The following is a 20255-nucleotide window of genomic DNA, read 5'->3' on the forward strand; positions in this document are numbered from 1 at the left end:
TCCACACATGGCAACCGTTACCGTTGACTCGATCCTCAAGCGGGTAAATACCCTGCTCAACGATCGCACCTGGGTTCGCTGGCCCAAGCAGGAGCTGCTGGACTACTACAACGATGCTGCCAAAGCGATCGTGTTGATGCGTCCTGACGCCCACACCAAGAACGTGCAGTTCAACTGCGCAGCTGGCACCAAGCAGAGCCTGCCTGCAGATGCCCTGCGGCTGATCGAGGTGCTTCGCAATGCCGACGGCAAGGTGATCCGCTTCGTGCCGCGCCGTGCGCTCGATGACAGTTATCCGGATTGGCATGCGGGCAAGGATGGCACCACTGTGGCGGCATACACCTACGACGATCGGGATCCCAAGAACTTCTATCTCTACCCGGGCCCGGCCGCCGCGGTGAAAGTGGATGTGATCTACTCCGTGGCGCCGCAATCCAAGGTGCTGGCGGACGTGGAAAACGTGGGCACGCCGGCGCTGGCCGATCTGGATGACATCTACATCAACCCGTTGATCGACTTCATCATGTACCGGGCCTTCTCGAAGGACTCCGAGTACAGCGCCAACTCCAATCGGGCGGTCGGCCACTACAATGCCTACCTGCAGCAACTGGGTGAGAAGACCCAGGTTGATACCAACATGGAGCAGCGCAAGACCGAAGGCTTCTCCCGCGTGACCGGGCAATAAGGGGGCGTCATGGCTGGAGTGTGGAAGCGTGACGGCACGGTTGCTGTCACCAACGGCAGCAAGAAGGTGACCGGCACCGGAACAACCTTCGCAGACACCAAGAACGGGGTGGCCAAGGGCCACCTTTTTTGTATCACCAGCGGCACCTCGGTGGATTTCTATGAGGTGGACTACGCGGTATCGAACACCGAGCTCTATCTGGTGCAGGCCTATCGTGGTGTGACTGCCACAGGCAAAGCCTACGAGATCATCACGACCTTTTCGGATTCTGTTCCGGAGTTCGCCCGTCGCCTGACGGCCACCCTGAGTGCCTATCAGCAACAAAGTGATGCCTTCCAGGCGCTGCTGACGAGCAATGCAGCCACTATCGAGGTGACTGCGCCGGATGGCACCAAGCAAACGCTGATACCCTGGAAGCGCGTGACCAGCGAGGGGGAGGGGCAGGCCACCCGCGCCAAGGCGGAGGCGGACAAGGCCGCCGCTTCTGCCGCTGCTGCCGCCGCGGCGGTGCTGGCGGCACGGTTGCCGACCCCGGATGTGTCTATCCCATTCACGACTGACGGACGCATGACGCACGGAAAAGGGGCTCCCGTGCTGGTCGGGACAACCCCGGTTGCCCAGCTTGTCACCTATGAGCGGCTGGGATCACAGACCATGATCGACAAGTCGGGCCGACTGGTGACAGTACCCGCCGGTGAGATGGCCATCGAGCAGCAGGGGCTGGCCATTTTCGATCAGTCCGTAAACCTATTCGCCCCGAGTATCAGTTGGGCCGCGTCAGCTGCATCCGCTGCCCCGTGGACACATGGGGCAGCGGATGCAGCGGGGTGGGTCACCGTGAGCGGTGCAGGTAACACTGGAGCGACGGAAGGTTCATATAAAGACGCGGGGGTCCTGGTGAAAGATATACCGCACACATTCAGTATGGATGTGCTGAAAACCCCCGGCCTCAATTTACGCCTTCGTTCCTATGGTGCTACCACAAACATTGACGTGTCGCTGACCGAAACAACGGCGACGGGCTCATATGCGTCCGAAGTGGTGACTGACATGGGGTCGTATTGGCGAATCGAAGGGACCAGAACTTTTGTTAACGACACGACCCGTATGTTCCGGTTTTACCCTTTCGGTACGAATGTTGGCGCAACGGGTTCTATGACCTATCGCCGCGTCCAGCTGGAAGCCAAGCCGTTCGCCACGCCCTATATCGAGAATGCCACATCAGCACAGACAACTCGCCCTGCGACAACGCGATGCGAAGTTCCGTGGCCTGGGAATCTACTGCCGATAACTGCAAATCAAAAATTCACCATGTCTTGTGAGTTTGATATAGCGGGCCTTGCTGATGCATATCAAGCGATCATTTCAGCGCAACAAGGACAAGGCAGCAACTTGCTTGTCAGGGTGGACAGTGTTGCCGCCTTCCTGTGTATATATCGCGCTTCAAGTCGGGCCAAGCAATACACAGTCACGGGCCGTCGAACATATAAATTTTGTTACCGTCAGTCCGGCAACGCCTGCGATCTGTTCGTTGATGGGGTGATAATCGGCACGTCCACGGTGGTAGCCCCACTAACAGAAGGTTTACCGTTACTGCTGGCTATTGGTGTGTCCTCAACACCAAATAGAACTCTTAATGGCCACCTGCGAAACATCAATATCTGGAACTCGCCGCTGACGGACGCCCAGTGTGTGGCGGCCTCATCATGACCCGCCACTACTGCACTGGGCTTGGCCCCGTCTCACCCGACGCTAACCGCTGCTGCAACGACTATGGCGCCAGAGGCACGGTATCCCGTGCTGAGGCTGACCGGCGCTTGCGCCACTGCATGATTGCCCAGGGGAAGCCGGTGATGGCCTGGTTGTTCTGGGCCGCCTGCCGCGCTGGCGGCTGGTATTTCTGGAAGGAGAAGACCCATGATTGATCTCTACCTCAAGGCGGGCAGCAAGTCAGCTATGACGCTGGCCCTTAAGACGGCCGGTTTCATCGCCGACGAAGAGAGCGGCGCCCTCTATCACCCTGATGCCGCGCTCGATGTGATCGGCACCATCTACCAGCCCACCGGCGAAACCACCCTGGTCGATGGCCAGGAGGTGCCCGTCACCGCCCCGGTGTCTGGCTACCATGTCAACGTGCGCACCACCTCTGATGAGCTGGCTACGGCCCTGGATGCACAGCGAACCTACCCGGTGACGCCCGTGAGAGTGTGGGCCTGAGTTCGGCGCTTGCCTCCTGACGCGCCCAGCGTTAGGATTTACCCATTATGGCCCCGCTCTCCCGAGTGGGGCTTTTTCGTTTCTGCCTCTCCGAGATCCCCATGCCCGTACTCGATATCGTCACCATGCGAGGGACTATGCCGCGCGTGGAGCCACACCTCTTGTCTGATGAAGTCGCGGTGATTGCGCGTGACTGCCATTTTGACCATGGCGTTATCTCCCCGCTGGAGGATGACGCCAGTGCTGGTGCGGAATTGCCCATCGTGCCTACCACCCTTTTTCACTATGGTCAGCACTGGTTCGCCTGGAACAAGGTGGTGGAGGTTATTCGCTCCCCAATCGCTCAGGACCCGTATGGCCGGGTTTACTACACGGACGGCGAATATCCCAAGGTGACTCATGCCCAGATCGCCACTGACGGCAGCAACAAGCCGACGGCGTGGTATCGGTTAGGCATTCCAGCCCCTGGTGTTCCGGTCGGGATTGGTGCCATCACTCCGCCTGTTGGTGGAGTGGATGATGATCTGACCGATGACGAAACCCGCTTCTATGTGGACACCTTCGTCACTGCGATGGGGGAGGAAGGCCCCCCTGGCCCGGCCAGTGGAAAGGTGAACATCGGGATCCCGGGATCATCTGTTGCTTTGATGCTCAGCCCGCCGAACGCCCAGAACAGCAACATCACCAAGCGGCGGATCTACCGGTCGGTGTCCGGTGGTGGCCTTGCTGATTACCTGCTGGTTGCCGAGCTGCCGATCGCTCAAGCGTCGTTTGTTGATACCCGGGTAGATGGGGAGCTGGGAGCCGTTCTGGAGACCTACGACTACACCATGCCGCCTGATGGCATGCGCGGCATGTGTCAAATGGCGAATGGCATGTGTGCGGGGTTTGCTGGCAACTCCCTCTACCTGTGCGAACCCTACCTTCCCTACGCCTGGCCGGAGAAGTACCGACTGACCACCGAGCACGACATTGTCGCGATCGCCGCCATCGACACCACATTGGTGGTCGGAACCAAGGGATACCCTTATCTGGCCCAGGGCGTGAGCCCGGCATCCGTGACCACCCAGAAGCTGAGCCAACTGCCGCAAGCCTGCATCAGCGGGCGCTCAATGGTCGCCATGGATGGGGTGGTGCTCTATGCCTCCCCGGACGGGCTGGTCGGCATCGGCGCCAGCGGTGGGCAGGTGGTGACCGAGCAGATCATCACCCGCAAGCAGTGGCGCGCTATGAAGCCTGAAACTATGCGGGCATGGCACCACGAGGGAAAATATGTGGGCATGACTGACACTCACGCATTCATTTTTGACCCGAAAAGTGGCGACTTGCGTGAGCTGACGAACCGGTGGGATGCGGCTGTCTCCGATATGGAGAGCGACTCCCTCTACGTTGCCAAGGGCCGAAGCTTGCAGATTTGGCGGGGCGGGAGCGCCAGCAATGGCCAATTCATCTGGCGGTCGAAGCTCTTTATGGTGCCAGAGGGAACGTCTTTCAATTGCTGCCGGGTGTTGGCTCAGGATGTTGGCTTGGTCGGGATCAAGTTGTTCGTTGACGGGGAGCAGGTGATGGAGCTGTCCCCTGGCAACCTGGTGCCCGGGGCGTTCAGGTTGCCCCCTGTGCGTGGCCGGTTCTGGCAGATAGAGGTCTTCGGTACCTCGGTGGTGAGCCGCATCACTCTCGCGAGTAGCATGGCGGAGATGGTGATCTGATGGCCAAGAAACCCGCATATCGAGCAGGCCGAGACCAGGCGGCTACAGCAGAAAACGTAGAGCTGCTCACTGGGCAGCGTGGCGATCGCCTTGATAAGGCCGTCACGTTCAGGGAGCTGGCGGCGTTGGGATTGTCTACGCTGCGCCCTGGTGCTGGCGGCGTTTATGTCCCCGGCAAGAACCCAGACCTTTTCCCTCCGGGCCAGATGGAGTTTCCCCACGCCCCGGTCAATGTGATCGCCAATGGCGCATTTCACACGGTCCTGGTGGAGTGGGATCCGCCGCATTACCGGGGGCATGCTCACGCCGAGATATGGCGAGCTGAGAGTGACAACCAAGCCGAGGCCACCCTGGTGGGGACCTCTTCGGCCAATCTCTTCTCTGACGCCATTGGCAAGGGCGCCGCGTTTTACTACTGGGTGCGCTTCGTCAACGGCAAGGATGACAAGGGTCCCTTCCAGGGTATGCAGGGCGTTAAGGCTGAAACCAGCCGGGATGTGCAGGACATTCTCGACGAACTGCATGGGAAGATAGAGGAGAGCCACCTGGCCCAGGCGCTGCTGGGGCCAATAGAGCAAGTCCCCCAACTGCAGCTGGATATTACGATCCTGAAGCCAAAGGTTGATGAGATCGAGGTCATTCGTCCCAAGGTCGCCGCCATCGAGGACAAGATCCCCAGTATTGAGCAGGAGCTGGCTGGGCTGGATGAGCGCCAGAAGGTAGCTCAAGAGCTGCTGGATGATGCCCAGCAGCAGTTGGGGATGTCGAGCATCGAAATCGGGCTGGTGCAGGATCGCCTGAATGCGAAGCTCGATAAGTACAAGGGGGATTTCGACTCGTTCCGCGATGCGGTGTTTGTCGTCGATCCTGAAAACGGCAGCATCACCATGGATGCCGTCAATGCGGTGCGAGATGAGCTTCACACTTCGATTACTGAAGTGCAGCAAGATCTTGATGCCGTGGCCGGCCAGATCAGCAGCAAGGCAGACAATGTCACCGTTGACGGCCAAGGCTCGCGGATTACAGAGGCAGAGCAGCGCATCAACGGCTTGGACGCCAGCCTGAGCCAAACCGTCACCCGGGGAGAGTTCACAGGCGAACAGCAGCGGGTTACCCAGATCGGTCAGGAGCTTGATGCGACAAAAGGGGAGCTGACTCAGAAAGCGACCAAGCAGGAGGTGGATGCCCAGGGTGTGCGACTTGCCAATGCAGAAAGCAAACTGACGGTGCATACCGATGAGCTGAGTTCCCAGGCGCAGCGCCTTGATGGGCTGGCGGCCCAGATCACCCAGGGTGACGAGACTCTTCAGGCCAGCATCACTGAGCTGGCACGGGTATCGGCGGAAAGCGATCAGGTGACAGCACAGCGGGTCAGTGGGCTCGAAGTGAGGGCGGGGACATCAGAGGCCAAGATCCAGGCGCTCGAGGAAATCATCGAAGATGACGGTGGTATCACTGCTGGCCGCCTCGACGTCATCACTGCGGAGCTTGAGCTGCAGCGTGGGCAAGACGATGACAACGCATCTGCTGCGATCGATGGTGCCCTAGCCGTGGATGAGCGCGACCGGGAGACCAGGAAGGCATTCGGTGCCATCCGTACAGAGCAGAGGGTAATCCTGACGGAGCAGCAGGCCCAGGCTCAGCGCACAACAGACATGGAAGTGAAGTTTGAGGCGAAGGATGCCGCAACCCAGGCCAGGATCTCGTCGGTTGAGAAGGTGACCTCTGATGCAGATTCGGCACTGGCACAGCGCATTGATAACGTCACAACGGAGTTCAAGGCGGCTGATGCTCAGGCCAATGCCGATATCAGGTCGCTGGCACAGTCGAGTGCCACCGCGGACGAGGCCCTGTCCTTGCGCCAGGACCAGTTGGCTGCGAGGTTCTCGAGCACGACGGCAGAGCTTGCTGCAAACATCACTCAGGAGGAGTCGTCCAGGGTCACCGCTGATGAGGCCATTTCGAGGCGAGTGTCCGAAGTGGAGGCGCAGTTCAGCAGCGACCTCGAGGATACGAATGCGAGGGTTGCGGCCGAGGAGCTGGCTCGGGCAACAAAAGATGAGGCGCTTGCCCAGCAGATCAGCACTGTAGATGCTGCGTTCAAGGCCGCCGATGCGGCGCTGTCTGCCTCCCTCTCCGAGTCGAGCAAGGCCCTGGCAGATGCAGACCGAGCGCTTGGTGAACGGATCAGCACCCTTGATGTGACGGTCGGAGAGAACTCGGCCAGCATCACCGAGCTCCGGCAGGCCGTGGTGAGCAATGAGGAGTCGCTCAGCCAACGCCAAGACAAGATGGAGTCGGAGATCGGTATCGGTGCCATCAGCCAGGTTGAAGGTGCCCTGACCGGGGATGAACGCGACCGGGAGAACCGAAAGGCTCGCGGTGTCATTCTCCAGCAGCAGAGCACGCTGGCGAATCAACAGGAGGCGCAAGCCAGGACTGTTGAGCAACTGACCGCTGAGTTTGATGCTGAGAATGCGGAGATCAGGGCGCAGATCACCAATGAGCAGTTGGTTCGATCAACGGCAGATGAAGCCCTGGCACAGAAGACATCTGTGCTTGAGGCGCAAATCGAGGGGGTGGATCAGTCCCTCTCAGCCAGTATTGCCGAGGTGGCCAGGGTCAGCGCTGATGCTGATGCCGCCATGACCGAGAAGTTGAGCCAGCAGCAGTCTGCCATGGAGACGGTTGACGCAGCGCTATCTGGGCGCATCAACGAGGAGGCGACAACCCGGGCTGATGCCGTCGAGTCGCTGGCCAGTCAGATCCAGCAGGTAACGGCAAGCTATCAGCAGGGGGATCAGGCGCTCACCAGCCAAATCACAGCCGAGACGGCCGCCCGTGCCGATGCGATGCAAGCCCTCGGAAGTCAGATTAATACAGTGTCTGCCGTTGCGGGCAGCAAGAATAAAACGTTCTTTCAAGCAACGGCCCCCGGGTCTGGGATGGGGACTGGCGACCTGTGGTTTGATACTGCCAGCAATAACCGGCCATACCGTTACAGCGGTACTGCCTGGATAGCCACCGACGACCCCCGGATCGCAGCCAATGCAGCAGCCGTGCAGCTCCAGAGTCAGGCAATTGCCGACCTGCAAAGTGGGGCTCAGGCAATGTGGACGGCTAAAGCCAGCGCAGGCCAGATCACCGCCGGGATCGGCCTGGTTGCCAATTCGGACGGCACCAGCCAGGTGGCAATCTCTGCCAGTCAGGTTTTTGTATTCGACCCGAACAGCTCAACACCGATGGCGCCACTTTTCGCTATCGACAATGGCCAGGCCGTGATTGCAGAGGCCATCATCCGCAAGGCCACCATCCAGATCCTGAACTCTGAGAAGATCACCGCTGATTATGTGAAGGCCGGGGTCAGCATCAGCTCGCCGTTGATCAACGGAGGTCAGATTGACATGGGCAATGCCTTCATGGCTGGCGGTGCTGCAGGTTTTGGTAAGGGTGGGCCATACGGTGGGTGGGGGTGGGGTTGGCACACCATCATCTATGCAGATGGCTCCATCTATACCAACAGGCTCTATGCCGAAGGTGGCTACGTCAGAAACATGACGCTTGGCAATTGCACCATAGATCAGAACTGCACCATTCTGGGTACCCTTGAGGCCGATCGGATTGTTGGTGATGTGACAACGCTGATAAAGTCATCAGGAAATTTCAGCATTCCTGCCTACAAGCGTGCCCGCAACATCGTGTGTATCAGGCCGGTGTCGGGCAGTGCTGCTGTGTCTGGTTATGGCACCATCGGGGTTACGCTGATCTGCAGGATGAATGGTGTAGAACAGGGTAGGGCGACCACTCAGGCAAGTTATCCAACAGGGATTAACCGAATCACTATGCGGGTATCGCTGCAGGAAGCTTTTGTGATTCCGGCCTATACCGGCGCCAGCATCACTTTCGAAGTCGTGCCGTTTGGTAGTGTCAGTGACATTACTAATCAGCAAATCGAAGGCGGCAGTATCTGGCTGATGGGGTTGTTCTGATGGGCAGTCCTTTGCACCGTATTGCCCTCGATACCGGCAATCCAAATCTATCGACTGAACTGCAAGACGCCATCCGAAACTGGGTGGCGTTTTTGTTTGTGCGTGGTGATGACGGCTTCGTGCTCAAGCCGCTGGCCGAAGAAGGCGTGATCGGCGTCTTGGTCTGGGTGGGGTGGGGAGATAGCAGGGCGCCTGAGCGGCACTTGCCGGAAGTGAAGCGCCTGGCGCGCCTGATAGGAGCACGCTGGCTGCGCTTCCACTCAGCGCGCAAGGGTTGGCTCAAGGTCGCACCAAGAATCGGATGGGTACGTCAGCCGGATGATGCTGATGGGCTCTATGTGTTTCAGATCAACTTGTGAGGTGAGCGATGGGAAAGGGTGGCTCGAACGAAATTCAGGAGACCGAGGCCCAGAAGGCCGCGGCCAGTGTGGCCATGGAGCAGTGGGATCTCTACAAGAACGACCTGCAGAAGTACGAGGACATCTTCATCGAGAAGGTGGATGACCTCAACAGCGAGGGGGAGTTCGACAAACTGGCGGGCACCGCAGCGCTTGGCACCGCGAAAACTTTTGGCGAGGCCCGAGCTGGCTTGGCTGATTCCATGGCTGCCAGTGGGGCAGACCCGACCAGCGGCCGGTATCAGGAGGCAATGGAAGGCCTGGAAACTGACCAGGCCTTGAGCCAGACCGATACCGCAAACCGGGCGCAGTCCAGCCAGCAAGACAAGCATGTGGCAGGCCTCAAGGATGTGGTGAGCATTGGCGCAGGGCAGAAGGCTGAATCCATGGCTGGTATGGGCGATGTGGCCACAACCAGCTTGCGCAAGGCAACCAGTGATGCACAGAGCTCGTTCCAAAGTCAGCAGGCGACGGCTGGTTTGGTAGGGACCCTGGCAGGAGCCGCCACCTCGTATGGGCTGGCCAGCCTGAAAGCGCCGGCTGCAACGGAGATCAAGAAAATAAGCCCTACAGCATCGGTGCTGCAGGGCAAGGGTTACTAAGGGGGATCCATGGGTTACGCCGCAGACACTTACGCCAAAATCACCCGAGAGCAGTACCAGGACTGGAAGACTCGCTTCTACCCCAAGCAGCAGGAGCTGATGGAGCTGGCCACCAACGGCGAGCTGCTCAGGGAACAACTGGGCCGGGTGGACGAGAACAACACCAACGCCTTGCGCTCTGCTCAGCAGGCCACGGCCAATCGCAATGCGCGGATGGGGCTTGGTACCAGCAGCAACGCCAACGATAACAGCCAGGGGCTGCGCATGGCGTTGATGACTGCGGGTACCGAGAACGGCCTGCGTGAACAGGAGCAGACCCGGCAAATGGGGATCCTGACCGGCGCGGATGCTGGGCTGCGTGAAGCAATCAAAACCGGGGGAGGTGTGTGATGGGGTACGGCATTTTGGATATCGGTGGCCAAACTCGCCAGCAAGGTCTGGCAGGTCTGCGCGATGCGGCCAATCGAGAGTCGGAGATGGAGGCTGCCAACAAGAGCCTCAAGTCCGCCCGCCAGGGGCAGACCATGAGTGCGATTGGTACCGGCGCCTCTATGGGGGCCATGTTGGGCATGGCAGGCTCGGTAGGTGGCCCACTTGGCGGCCTGATTGGTGCGGGTGTTGGTTTTCTGGCTGACAGCCTGTTTTAAGGGGGAGCGATGGGTGTATCAGGATTGGCTGAAGGTTATCTGGCAGGGTTCAGCACCACGGACAGATATCTACGTGGTCAGAAAGAAGATGAGCGGATGGAGAAGTCCATGGGCCTGCGAGATGCCATGTGGCAGAACGAGCAGGAGCGGCAGAAGGTGGCAGACGAGCGCTACCAGGGTGAGCTGGAGTACAGCAAGGGGCGCGATAAGTTGGCTGATGCGCGACTTGATCGACAGTTCGCCCTCACCGAGCGCCAGGTGAAATCTGCCGAGGCGCGCGCTGGCGCAGCTGAGCGGCGTGCCACGGCACAGGAGACCCGGCAACAGCAGGAGTATGAGTGGCAAAAAACACTGCGAGACAAGCAGGTGTTCCAGCAGGAGAACCTGCCGATCATCCAGTCTGGCTGGCAGGCTGTATCCGAGGGCAAAGACCCTGGTCAGCAGTTTTGGGGAGTAGTGCGCGATCCGCGTGCAGGCTCGTTCAATCCTGAGCGTTATCTGCAGCAGGATTATGCCGAGGCCGGCAAGACCTTCGTCACTTACGCTGGCAACCTGGTGCGCCAGGCGCAGGAAGGAAAACTGGACCCCAGCACGCCGGAAGGGCACGCCGCGGTCAACAACCCGCAATTTATCAAGGCGGCCGGCACCCTCTACCAGGATGAAGTCAGCAAAGGGGTGGGCGATATCGACCCGGACAGCGGCAAGACCATTACAAGCAAGCAGCTCAACAACATCATGATCACCCCGGATGGGCGTGGCGTAGTGTTGGGGGTGGAGGTCACCTATGACGATGGCAGCAAGGATGTCCGTCCCATTACCAACAACCGCACTTCCGCGCCTGACGATCAGCCCAAGGTCATCCCCATCAACGACTTCTTGAAGCCGGCATACCAGCGGGCGGCACTGGCCAAACACATGATTGGCAATGCCGATCAGCTGCGCACCTCTCTCGGACTGACGGCCGGGCCTGATCAGGGTGGCTACAAGAAGGCGGTCACCGAGCTGGAGAAGCAGCATGGCCAGAACCGGGCTCGGATCTCCTCCAGCAACGCCGAGGACAAGGATATGCAGCTTGAAGCGCTGGATGCCCAGCTGGAGCAGAGCAAGGCGGCGCTGGCCGATACCTTCGGCATGACCTCCAAAGCTGAGGAGCAGAAGGCGGGTGCCCCTATCAAAGAGTGGACTGGTGGCGATGCCGAGCGCCTGCAGTTCGTCAAAGAGGCGAACCAACATGGCAAGCTGAGCAGCCTGCTGGACTCCCCGGCCAGGATGAACACGGCCTTTGAGCTGTGGCGCCAGCAGGCGGCCAAACAGCGGCAGACTGAGCAGGCAGTCGTCACGGCCAATCGACTCCGCGACACGGAGACCAACGCCTATCAGGCAATGAGCCTAGCCCAGGCCCGCCGATAGTTGCCTTTCACCTACCCCAGCGTTAGCATCTCTCCATCGTCGGTCAGTCTGCATGCTGATCGCCCCATCTCAAAAGCCCTGATCGGTTCGCCGCTCGGGGCTTTTCTTTTGCCCGAAAGCCGAGGACACCATGGACAAGCCTGGACTGCGTGACGCCCTGCCGCAACCGCGACAATCTGACACCCGTAATGACCCCTTCTGGAGCACGCTCGATAGCAGCCTGTCTGCCGCAGCGGCTGCACCACCCCAGCCAGCCGAGCCTGTAGCCAAACGTGATCTTGATGTAGGCCTAGGCGATGTCGCCCGCGGGGTGGGTGCCGGCGCACTGGATCTCGTGGGCGGCATTGGCGAGCTGGCACGGCAGGCCAGCAACTTCGGCAAGGAGAATGCCGGGAAGCAGGGTGGCGACTACCTGGATCAGTCCCGCGCCAACTTGGCGAGCAAACTCAGTCCTGTGCTGGACTTCGTTGCGGGAGCGGGTGATCTGGCAAAGTCTGGCGCCGAGTCGCTTTCCGAAGGCATGAGCCCTGATGCCAAAGAGGCCATGAGCCGCCGACTGGTCGATGAAACGCCGGAGGGACGCTTGACCCTGGGGGATGGCGCGGGGGATATCGATGTCTGGGCCATGAAGATGGCGCAGGGGGTTGGCTCCTTGCTGCCGACACTGGCGGCAGGCGGGGTGACAGGGGTGGCCGCCAAAGCCTCTATTGGCCGCGCTGTCACCGCATCCATGGTCAAGCGTGGCGCGACCCAGGAGATAGCCGAAGCGGTTGCCGCCAAGGCCGTGTCCAAAATTGCCACCGGCGGCGCCGTCACCACTGGTGCGACCGGGTCAGTCGGCAGTGCGGGGGTGAACACTCGTGACACCGTGCTGGGCATGAGCTTTGACGAGCTGGCGGCCAGCGACACCTTCCGCCAGGCCTTCACTCGCATCGACCAGGATCAGCAGACTGAACTCCTCTCCGATGAGGAGAAGCTGGCGCAGGCCCGGGAGGAGACGGCCAACCTGGCCAGTCGTGCCACCATGAGTGATGCCAAGACCTGGGGAGCCGCCGCCATGGGCTCCATGATGGGCGATGCCATGTTGTTCAAGATGCTGGCGGGCAAGGCTGCTGCAGGTGGTGTGCTGAAAGGTGCGGCCAAAGGAGCCATGGGTGAGGGCGTTGGTGAAACCCTGGAAGAAGGGGTTCAGCAGTATGCCGTGAATGAGGCGCTGAACGAGGTGGCCGCAGCAGACATCGATCCGATGAAGGGGGTGGTGTCGAGCGCGATCGAGGGCGGCTTGATCGGGATGGGCACTGGCGGCGCGGTGGGCGCTGTTGGTGGGGGGCGGGGCGGCAAGCATGTCAACCAACAGGAGGAAACCGCAGCAGATCCAGTTATCGACCCCACCACGCCGGTGATGGAGGCGGTGGAAGATCCCTCAGTGGATCCGGTGCCTGCTTCCGGCCCGGCTCAAATGACCGAACAAGAATCAGAACTGGCTGCTGATGTTGATGGTCTGGAGATGCCATTGCAGGGCGGCGGGGAGCAGAATCCGCTCGGGCCAAGCCCCAGCCAGTTCGACGAGCTGCGTGACGTGCCTGCCTATCTGCGCCACGACGATACCACCGAGCGATTCAAGGGGATGGCACAGGATAGCGAGGTGCAGCGAGCACTGGCGGGGGAGTTTGGCCCCTCAGTGCAGGAGCTGGTCACTACCCAGATCCAGGGGGGTGAGCAGGGCAAGAGTCTCTATGAGCGTGTACTGGCTGGTGAGCTGGGGGCGGATCCCTTCACTGGCAACAAGAGTGCACTGCAGGTGGCGACGGAAGGACAGCGCCCTGCCTTGCCGCTCAAGGATGTGATCTTTGCCGGTGACGCCAATGCCAAGCGCAAAGGGGACGGGGTGTCCGCGCCGGGGGATCACGATGATCGCCAGTCCGGCCCAGGCCCGCAGTTTCGTGGCAGCGAGCGCACCCGGTGGCAGAGCGGGCAGGAGGGTGATCTGCTCCCGCCTGAGGTGGTTACGGAGCAAGCCAGTATCGCGCTGCCTGGGGCGACCATTGAGGGGGAGGGACGTGAGGTCGGCACCGAGCTCCCGCACCGGGATGTGATCTATGGCGGCGATCAGCGCCAGCCGGGTGCTACGCCGATGAAGGGAGATGTGCCGGTCGGCGAGAAGACTGACTCCATCTTTGGCCCGCTACAGACCCTTCGCATTACCCGCAAAGGCAAGCCGTTCGCCAGCGAGAAAGAGGCCGCCATGGCCAGCCGCAAGGGCAAGGAAACCCCGGTCCCCCTCAATGGCGGTGGTTTCGGCGTGGCAGAGATTGCCGAGGTAGAGCAGGTGAAGGCCGAACAGCCCACCCCTAGCCAGCCCCAACAACTCGCACCGGCCGTCGATACCGGCTACCGCGATGTTATCCCTTCCAGCGAACAATCCGAGGTGACCCATGGCCAGCCTACCCCGATACCTGCAATCAGCAGTGAGCGACCAGGTGATCAGCCTGGCGCAGGCGATCCGGTTGCAACTGGTGTTGGACCAACCCCTGCCGAACTCGCGGAGCGAGCTGGACCCGGAGATCCGGCAGATGACGCTTCTCTTGCACCTGTACCTGTCACCCAACCAGGAGAGGGAAATGCACTGACAGCCCCGGCACCTGCCGGGGTTGCTGTATCTGAAGGGGGCCAACCTGAGCAAGCCCGCGCGACTGCTGGGCCAGCGGCGGCGCCGACACCCTGGTCGGGGATGATCGATAACCCTGACGGCACCATCACCCTGGAAGGGGAAGTGGCGGCCCTCAAGTCGTGGGCGAAGGATAACGGCGTGAAGGCGATCCCGGGCAAGGGTGGCCTGGTAGTGTCCACGACCTCGGTAGCGAAGGTGCGACAGCTCACCACGCCTGCCACCAGTGAACCGGTGCAGCAGATTGAAGCGGCCCGCGCCGAGGTAGCGCCGGAGCCCACCAAGGCACAGAGAGAGGCTGGGAACTACAAGAAGGGTCACCTCAAGCTGCAGGGGCTGGACATTGCGCTCGAGAACCCCAAAGGCTCTACCAGATCCGGTACTGATCAGGATGGCAAGGCGTGGAATTCAACCATGGCTCATGACTATGGCTACATCAAACGCACCCTAGGGGCGGACGGTGATCACGTTGATGTGTTCATTGGTGATCAGCCGGATAGCGAGATGGTCTATGTGGTGGATCAGGTGGACCCCGGCACCGGCAAGTTTGACGAGCACAAAGTAATGATGGGCTTTGCCGATGAACAGGCCGCCCGGGAAGGCTATCTTGGCAACTACGAGGCGGGCTGGAAAGGACTGGGTGCCATCAAGGCGATGCCGGTGGAGTCGTTCAAGCGCTGGGTGAGCGAGGGGGATACGAAGTCTCCGATTGCTGCCCAGCCTGCTGGCAGTGCTGCGAAGTCGGTCCGCTTCTCAAAGCAGGCGATGGCCCAGGGTGACAAGCCGACCAAGCACCTGACCCATAAAGAGGCTGAGCAGGTTTCCCATGGTTGGTTCAAGCAGTACCGGGGGGCGAGCGGCATCAAGGTGCAGATCCACTCCACCCAGGGGGAGCTTGAAGGGGCCCTGGGGCTGGATGCCAAGGACGGATTGATCCGTCGCGCGGCGTTTGACGACGATGCCAGCACTCTCCATGTGGCTGCCGACACCATCTCCGACCCCAAGCGGATGCGCGAGATCCTGCGCCATGAGGTGCTGGCCCACTACGGCCTGGCTAACGTGCTGGGCGACGGGGAATACACCAAGCTGATGAGCCGCCTCATCCAGTCGCAGAAGGACCCCAGCATGAAGCCGGTGTGGGACTGGGTAAACACCCATTACGCCGACGAGGACATCGGCACCCAAGCCGAGGAAGTGGTGGCTCATCTGGCAGAATTGGAGCAGGGCGCCTGGGGCCGTGGCTGGGATCGGGTGGTTGCCATGATCACCAAAGCGCTGCGGGCTGTCGGCTTCGTGCCGGATGGCATCACGGCGGCGGAGACCCGCTCCCTTATCGAGGGGCTGGGTAAAAAGTTGCAGCGCACCGGCCCAGAGGACAACGGCCCTGATGGTGGCAAGAAGTTCAGTCAGGAGGATGCTCAGGCGCTGATCAAGAAAGGTGGTGTCAGGATGAGCCAGACGGCCACCGCTGCAGACAAGGCTATGGGAAAGCTGAATCTCGGCGCAAAGCCCGACATCATCGACAAGTCCAAGGCCAATCTGGACATGCTGCGTGCGCTGGATCGTGGCGTGGTGGAGTCCTGGGTTGATCGCGTCATCAAGAAGGCCAACACTGAGGTGCTCGACGCGCTGGCCCCCATCAAGTACGCCGAGGAGGCCGCCGGCATTACCGATGCTGCCGACTCCGGCTATGTGGCGGCACGGATGGCGACGGGGGCCGCCTCCACCATGCAGGCGACCATGCTCTACGGTCTGCCGGAGTGGAAGGATGGGGTGATTCAGCGCAAGGCCGGCACTGGGGAAAAGGACGCGCTGCTGGGCATTTTTGCTGACCTGGGTTCCGATCTACATAACTGGCTGGGATGGATGGCAGGTCACCGAGCCGAGATCCTGCTGGCACAGGGGCGTGAGAATCTGCTCGATGCCAATGACATTGCTGCGCTCAAAGCCCAGGGCAAAGGCAAAGAGGCCAAGTTCATGGAGGCCAAGCTCCGCTGGAACCGCCTCAACGCCGCCACCTTGGATCTGGCGCAAGAGGCGGGGCTATTCACCGCAGATGCGAGGGCGGAGTTCGAAAGCGAGTGGTATATCCCCTTCTTCCGTGAATCCGACGACGGCGATGTGATCGCCCCCTTCAAGCCGAGGGGTATTGCCAACCAGAACGCTGGCATCAAGAAGCTCAAGGGAGGGGAGGCCAACACCAACGACCTGCTCGAGAACATCTTCACCTCGACTTCCAAGCTGATCGACGCCTCCATGAAGAACATGGCGGCTCAAAAGACGGTTTGGAACCTGGCCGACACTGGCATCATCGAGGTCATCCCGAAGCCAAACAAAATGGATTACCAGGCCCTTGCCAACAGCAAAGACAGGATCATGGTCAAGCTGGAGGGTGAGGACTACATGATCCGGGTTGAGGATCCGGACCTCTACCGGGCCATGACCTTCTTTGACCGCAAGCCGTTCGGTGCCATGGTCAATGTGGCCGCCAAAGCCAAACGTCTGTTGACCGCAGGGGTGACCGCCTCACCCGAATTCATGCTGCGCAATTTCCTGCGCGATTCCCTCTCCAGTTGGGCCATCAGTAAGGATGGCTTCAAGCCGATGATCGATTCCATCAAGGGGGTGAAAAAGACCCTGGCCATGGATGGCAGCACCATCGATGTGATGTTCAGCGGTGCTTCTTTCCTGGGCGGCTATGTGAACGGCAATGACCCGGGGGCCATGGCCGATACCGTGCGCAAGTCGCTGCGCCGCAAGGGGATGACCCCGGAGCAGATCGCCCGCTATGAAAAAAGCATCATCCGTAATGCGGCTCACGCCAAAGGGGTGGTTGCCGACGTCTGGGAGAAGTACAACCGCTATGGCGAGGCGGTGGAAAACGGCAACCGCGAGGCGGTATATGAGGCTGCTATCAAGGCCGGCAAGAGCCATGCTCAGGCAGCGTTCGAGTCGAAGGACCTGATGGATTTCTCCATGCTGGGCGCCTCACGCACCATGCAGGTCATGAGCCAGGTGCTGCCTTTCTTCAATGCCCGTGTTCAGGGCCTCGGCAAGCTGACCCGCGAACTGAGAGACAATCCGAGAGCCATCGCCAAACGTGCAGGCATGATCACGGCAGCGAGCCTGGCGCTGCTGGCCCACAACTGGGACGATGAGCGCTATGAGGCGTTGCCGGACTGGGATAAAGACGCCAACTGGCACTTCTGGCTTGGTGAGCACCACTGGCGGATCCCCAAGCCGTTCGAGATTGGCGTGTTGTTCGGCACCATCCCCGAGCGTATGGTCCGCGCCTTGGGTGACAAGGATACTGGGGCCCAGTTCGGCAAGGCGGTGGCCAGGGCGATAGGTGACACCTTCGCCCTCAACCCGACCCCCCAGCTCGTCAAGCCGATGGTTGAGGCAGCCTTCAACTACGACAGCTTCCGAGGTGGCCCCATTGACGGCCCACAGGACCTGAATGTCAGGGCAGAAGCTCGCTACAACGAGCAGACTAGCCTGCTGATGCGCGAGCTGGGGGAGATCACTGGCTTCTCACCCAAGCAGTTAGAGCACCTGGTAATCGGGTACACCGGCACCATGGGCAGCTATGTGATGGCTGCTGCCGATGGACTGATCCGGGCCTCGCGACCGGGTGAGTCAGCGAGCTGGAGGGCCGACGAGATCCCACTGGTGAAAGCGGTGTACCGCGGCACTGGGCCGGCCAAGTCCACTCAGCACATGGAGGAATTTTACCGAATGTTGAACGAGGTGAACCAGCTCAAGCGCACGGTTGATCAGTACCGTAGCGAGGGGTTGACCGACAGGGCGAACGAGTTGCTGGAGGAGCAGGGCGGGATCTTGAAATCTCGGCGCAGCCTGAGCAGGACTCAGCAGCAGGTGCGGGTGGTGCGCAACAAGATCGAGCTGATCCAGCGCGACCGTACTCTGGCCGCAGAAGAGAAGCGCCGGCGCATTGATGAGATGCTGGCCCGTCGTAATGACCTCGTGTACCAGGCGGTTAGAAACAACCAGAAAAATTGGTAGCGTTGTAGCAGCAAAAATCAATATTATCAGTTGAACTCAATTGGTAACCACTGGCAATCTAGGCTCTCCCAGAGCGTTGGAGAGTTTTCTGAATGGATATCATTAATTGCTGGAAGGAAATTTTTGATATTAAGAGCCAGTGTACGACATACCATTTCTTCAAAGACAACGGGAAGAAGTATGAGTTAATTGTGACGCTTGTTATTTTTGTTGCTTTATTGGTCTCGCTGCTTGTGATATTACCACAAGGGACAGGGTTAATAGGGTTGATATATAGCTATATATATGTGGTTGTTTCATCATTATCCTCATTCATGCTAAATGCACATGTTAGGTATCGAATCGGTAAAATTAGATTTGGAAAGCATAAACTATCTCTAAGGGATGCGGAATTGTATGCAAAACATGAAATGTTTAGGTGTAAATTCGAAAGTAATGAAATGCTGAAAGCTTCAAATATAGGTGCTTTGTTGGAGTGGGGGGAAGGTAGGTTCACACCCAAACCTGCTGTTGAAGGACTATTTGCAAAATTGTTTATTGCTGCGTTTGGTGTCGTTATAGCCTTCACTCTTGGCTTAGATGTAGTAAAGGAAATAATGGTTTTTGTTTTGAGGGTAATTGTAGAAATATTGCCAGTTTTATTAGCTCTAGCTTTTGGTTTTAAAGAGGTTTTTTGCCCAGTTAATAAACGATACGCAATTTTATGTAGGGACCTAAAATGGATTGAGATAGCACGAAAAGAATCAAGCACACACTTCGAACTCAACGGCGGCCCTCGATAGCAATTGCAGTCAAAGGTAAACTATGGAGGGTCTACTAAAGAGGCGATAGCCTATGTGGTTACTGCTTTCAATAGGATGCATGGCGCTAGCGGTGAAAGCGTTTAGTGTTAGTTTTACCTTGGCACTGATTCCTTTTGCAGCAGGGTGCTTGTGTTTCAGCAAATCCAACCGGAGCGATCTGGATGACTTTATGGCATTCAGCTTTTTTATTGCTCTGGTTGGATTTGCATTGAATGTGTTGATATCAGTTTGGTGAATGGCTAGTAGCAGCCATATTCGTTACAGGTCTGACTGAAAGCATTCCCATCACTATCGATTCCATTTGTGATGGTTGAGTTGCCGACTCTTGTAGAGGTGCTATTCCAAGAATTGCCATCAGCATCTTGCCCGGTGGTGTAAGTGCTATTGCCAATTCGTTGGCTCTGCTGGTTCCAGCTTGATCCAGTGCTGGGGTTCTGCCCGTTGACATAAGTTGAGTTGCCAAATTTCTGGACGGTATAGGTATTTCCGCTATCGTCATAGCATGTTTTTAGGTTGCCAGACCCTATACAGTCAGCAGAGGCTGCACCTGAAAAAAACAACAATGCAGCGATGGTTGTAGTAGTGATGCGCATCAAGACTCTCCTTTTCTATCAGCAAATTTCGATTTTGGACCGTTTGAGGCTGTACGTCAGTGACATTGATCACGTCAGCATTTCTTGTTTTTCATTTTCTCTGTAATCACTGCCACCATCTCCCTCATTTCTTTGAGATAGTCGGTTATATGTAGCCAGCACTGGATCTACTAGCGTGTTGGCGGCAAGCAGTGGCTCGGGTACCAGGACAAGGTGCAGCAGGGGCTGATTGAGCACAAGATCACGATGGTGCCGATGGCGGTGAGCGACTTTGTGAGCAGGTGCGCATTACCCCAAAGGGACTGACCAGGTCGCCTCAACAACTCAGCATTGGCGCTGTGCAATGAGCGCCGCCCAACAGCAAGGAGAGCTAGTGGATTTGCTGGGCGAGCTGGAAGGCGTTGACCTGACAGAGCGGATCCTGCGCATGATGTAGGCTTGAGCTCAATCACATCTAGGGGCCTCGGCCTCTTTTTTAATACCCAAAGCGGTCCAGAAATGATAGATT

At 59.0% G+C, this 20255-nt stretch carries 15 protein-coding genes; 14 read left to right on the forward strand and 1 reads right to left on the reverse strand.

The window, feature by feature from the left end; genetic code table 11:
* The first annotated feature begins 7 nt into the window (after window positions 1–7).
* From MM194_RS01545 to MM194_RS01610, 14 genes are all read left to right on the forward strand, one after another.
* Entirely contained in the window at window positions 8–685 is a 678-nt protein-coding gene (locus MM194_RS01545) for a DUF6682 family protein (protein WP_241342416.1), read from the forward strand.
* A 9-nt stretch (window positions 686–694) separates the two neighbouring features.
* Window positions 695–2395 carry a LamG domain-containing protein gene (locus MM194_RS01550; RefSeq protein ID WP_241342417.1) on the forward strand — a complete coding sequence of 567 codons (1701 nt, stop codon included), beginning with the start codon at window positions 695–697 and terminating at the stop codon, window positions 2393–2395.
* Window positions 2392–2610: a DUF1353 domain-containing protein gene (locus MM194_RS01555; protein ID WP_241342418.1), complete on the forward strand. Its 219-nt coding sequence runs from the start codon at window positions 2392–2394 to the stop codon at window positions 2608–2610. The genes MM194_RS01550 and MM194_RS01555 overlap by 4 nt, the downstream gene beginning before the upstream one ends.
* Window positions 2603–2902 (forward strand): hypothetical protein, encoded by a 300-nt coding sequence (locus MM194_RS01560; protein ID WP_241342419.1) that lies wholly within the window; start codon window positions 2603–2605, stop codon window positions 2900–2902. The genes MM194_RS01555 and MM194_RS01560 overlap by 8 nt, the downstream gene beginning before the upstream one ends.
* 47 nt (window positions 2903–2949) lie before the next feature.
* Window positions 2950–4611 carry a hypothetical protein gene (locus MM194_RS01565; RefSeq protein WP_241342420.1) on the forward strand — a complete coding sequence of 554 codons (1662 nt, stop codon included), beginning with the start codon at window positions 2950–2952 and terminating at the stop codon, window positions 4609–4611.
* Window positions 4611–8600: a DUF1983 domain-containing protein gene (locus tag MM194_RS01570; RefSeq protein WP_241342421.1), complete on the forward strand. Its 3990-nt coding sequence runs from the start codon at window positions 4611–4613 to the stop codon at window positions 8598–8600. Before MM194_RS01565 ends, MM194_RS01570 begins: the two co-directional genes overlap by 1 nt.
* Entirely contained in the window at window positions 8600–8959 is a 360-nt protein-coding gene (locus MM194_RS01575) for a hypothetical protein (RefSeq protein WP_241342422.1), read from the forward strand. Before MM194_RS01570 ends, MM194_RS01575 begins: the two co-directional genes overlap by 1 nt.
* A gap of 8 nt (window positions 8960–8967) precedes the next feature.
* Window positions 8968–9600, forward strand: a complete 633-nt coding sequence (locus MM194_RS01580; RefSeq protein ID WP_241342423.1) for a hypothetical protein — start codon at window positions 8968–8970, stop codon at window positions 9598–9600.
* Between the two features lie 9 nt (window positions 9601–9609).
* Window positions 9610–9990, forward strand: a complete 381-nt coding sequence (locus tag MM194_RS01585; protein WP_241342424.1) for a hypothetical protein — start codon at window positions 9610–9612, stop codon at window positions 9988–9990.
* Complete coding sequence (locus tag MM194_RS01590; protein WP_241342425.1) at window positions 9990–10247, forward strand: complement resistance protein TraT; 258 nt, start codon at window positions 9990–9992, stop codon at window positions 10245–10247. Before MM194_RS01585 ends, MM194_RS01590 begins: the two co-directional genes overlap by 1 nt.
* Window positions 10248–10256: 9 nt before the next feature.
* Window positions 10257–11657, forward strand: coding sequence for a hypothetical protein (locus MM194_RS01595; RefSeq protein WP_241342426.1), 1401 nt, complete (start codon window positions 10257–10259; stop codon window positions 11655–11657).
* Window positions 11658–11787: 130 nt separating this feature from the next.
* Window positions 11788–18351 carry an LPD38 domain-containing protein gene (locus tag MM194_RS01600; protein ID WP_241342427.1) on the forward strand — a complete coding sequence of 2188 codons (6564 nt, stop codon included), beginning with the start codon at window positions 11788–11790 and terminating at the stop codon, window positions 18349–18351.
* Between the two features lie 92 nt (window positions 18352–18443).
* Window positions 18444–19133, forward strand: coding sequence for a hypothetical protein (locus MM194_RS01605; RefSeq protein WP_241342428.1), 690 nt, complete (start codon window positions 18444–18446; stop codon window positions 19131–19133).
* 52 nt (window positions 19134–19185) lie between these two features.
* Window positions 19186–19389: a hypothetical protein gene (locus tag MM194_RS01610; RefSeq protein WP_241342429.1), complete on the forward strand. Its 204-nt coding sequence runs from the start codon at window positions 19186–19188 to the stop codon at window positions 19387–19389.
* A 4-nt stretch (window positions 19390–19393) separates the two neighbouring features.
* On the opposite strand, the gene MM194_RS01615 is transcribed toward MM194_RS01610, so the two are convergent.
* Window positions 19394–19747 carry a hypothetical protein gene (locus MM194_RS01615; protein ID WP_241342430.1) on the reverse strand — a complete coding sequence of 118 codons (354 nt, stop codon included), beginning with the start codon at window positions 19745–19747 and terminating at the stop codon, window positions 19394–19396.
* Window positions 19748–20255: the final 508 nt, after the last annotated feature.

The sequence above is a fragment of the Aeromonas sp. MR16 genome (assembly GCF_022549315.1).
GTDB lineage: Bacteria > Pseudomonadota > Gammaproteobacteria > Enterobacterales > Aeromonadaceae > Aeromonas > Aeromonas aquatica.

Coding starts and splice junctions, on each gene's coding strand:
- MM194_RS01550 (WP_241342417.1), top strand. CDS start 695: ATGGCTGGAGTGTGGAAGCGTGACGGCACGGTTGCTGTCACCAACGGC.
- MM194_RS01565 (WP_241342420.1), top strand. CDS start 2,950: ATGGCCCCGCTCTCCCGAGTGGGGCTTTTTCGTTTCTGCCTCTCCGAG.
- MM194_RS01555 (WP_241342418.1), top strand. CDS start 2,392: ATGACCCGCCACTACTGCACTGGGCTTGGCCCCGTCTCACCCGACGCT.
- MM194_RS01585 (WP_241342424.1), top strand. CDS start 9,610: ATGGGTTACGCCGCAGACACTTACGCCAAAATCACCCGAGAGCAGTAC.
- MM194_RS01590 (WP_241342425.1), top strand. CDS start 9,990: ATGGGGTACGGCATTTTGGATATCGGTGGCCAAACTCGCCAGCAAGGT.
- MM194_RS01575 (WP_241342422.1), top strand. CDS start 8,600: ATGGGCAGTCCTTTGCACCGTATTGCCCTCGATACCGGCAATCCAAAT.
- MM194_RS01545 (WP_241342416.1), top strand. CDS start 8: ATGGCAACCGTTACCGTTGACTCGATCCTCAAGCGGGTAAATACCCTG.
- MM194_RS01595 (WP_241342426.1), top strand. CDS start 10,257: ATGGGTGTATCAGGATTGGCTGAAGGTTATCTGGCAGGGTTCAGCACC.
- MM194_RS01605 (WP_241342428.1), top strand. CDS start 18,444: ATGGATATCATTAATTGCTGGAAGGAAATTTTTGATATTAAGAGCCAG.
- MM194_RS01610 (WP_241342429.1), top strand. CDS start 19,186: ATGTGGTTACTGCTTTCAATAGGATGCATGGCGCTAGCGGTGAAAGCG.
- MM194_RS01615 (WP_241342430.1), bottom strand. CDS start 19,747: ATGCGCATCACTACTACAACCATCGCTGCATTGTTGTTTTTTTCAGGT.
- MM194_RS01580 (WP_241342423.1), top strand. CDS start 8,968: ATGGGAAAGGGTGGCTCGAACGAAATTCAGGAGACCGAGGCCCAGAAG.
- MM194_RS01570 (WP_241342421.1), top strand. CDS start 4,611: ATGGCCAAGAAACCCGCATATCGAGCAGGCCGAGACCAGGCGGCTACA.
- MM194_RS01560 (WP_241342419.1), top strand. CDS start 2,603: ATGATTGATCTCTACCTCAAGGCGGGCAGCAAGTCAGCTATGACGCTG.
- MM194_RS01600 (WP_241342427.1), top strand. CDS start 11,788: ATGGACAAGCCTGGACTGCGTGACGCCCTGCCGCAACCGCGACAATCT.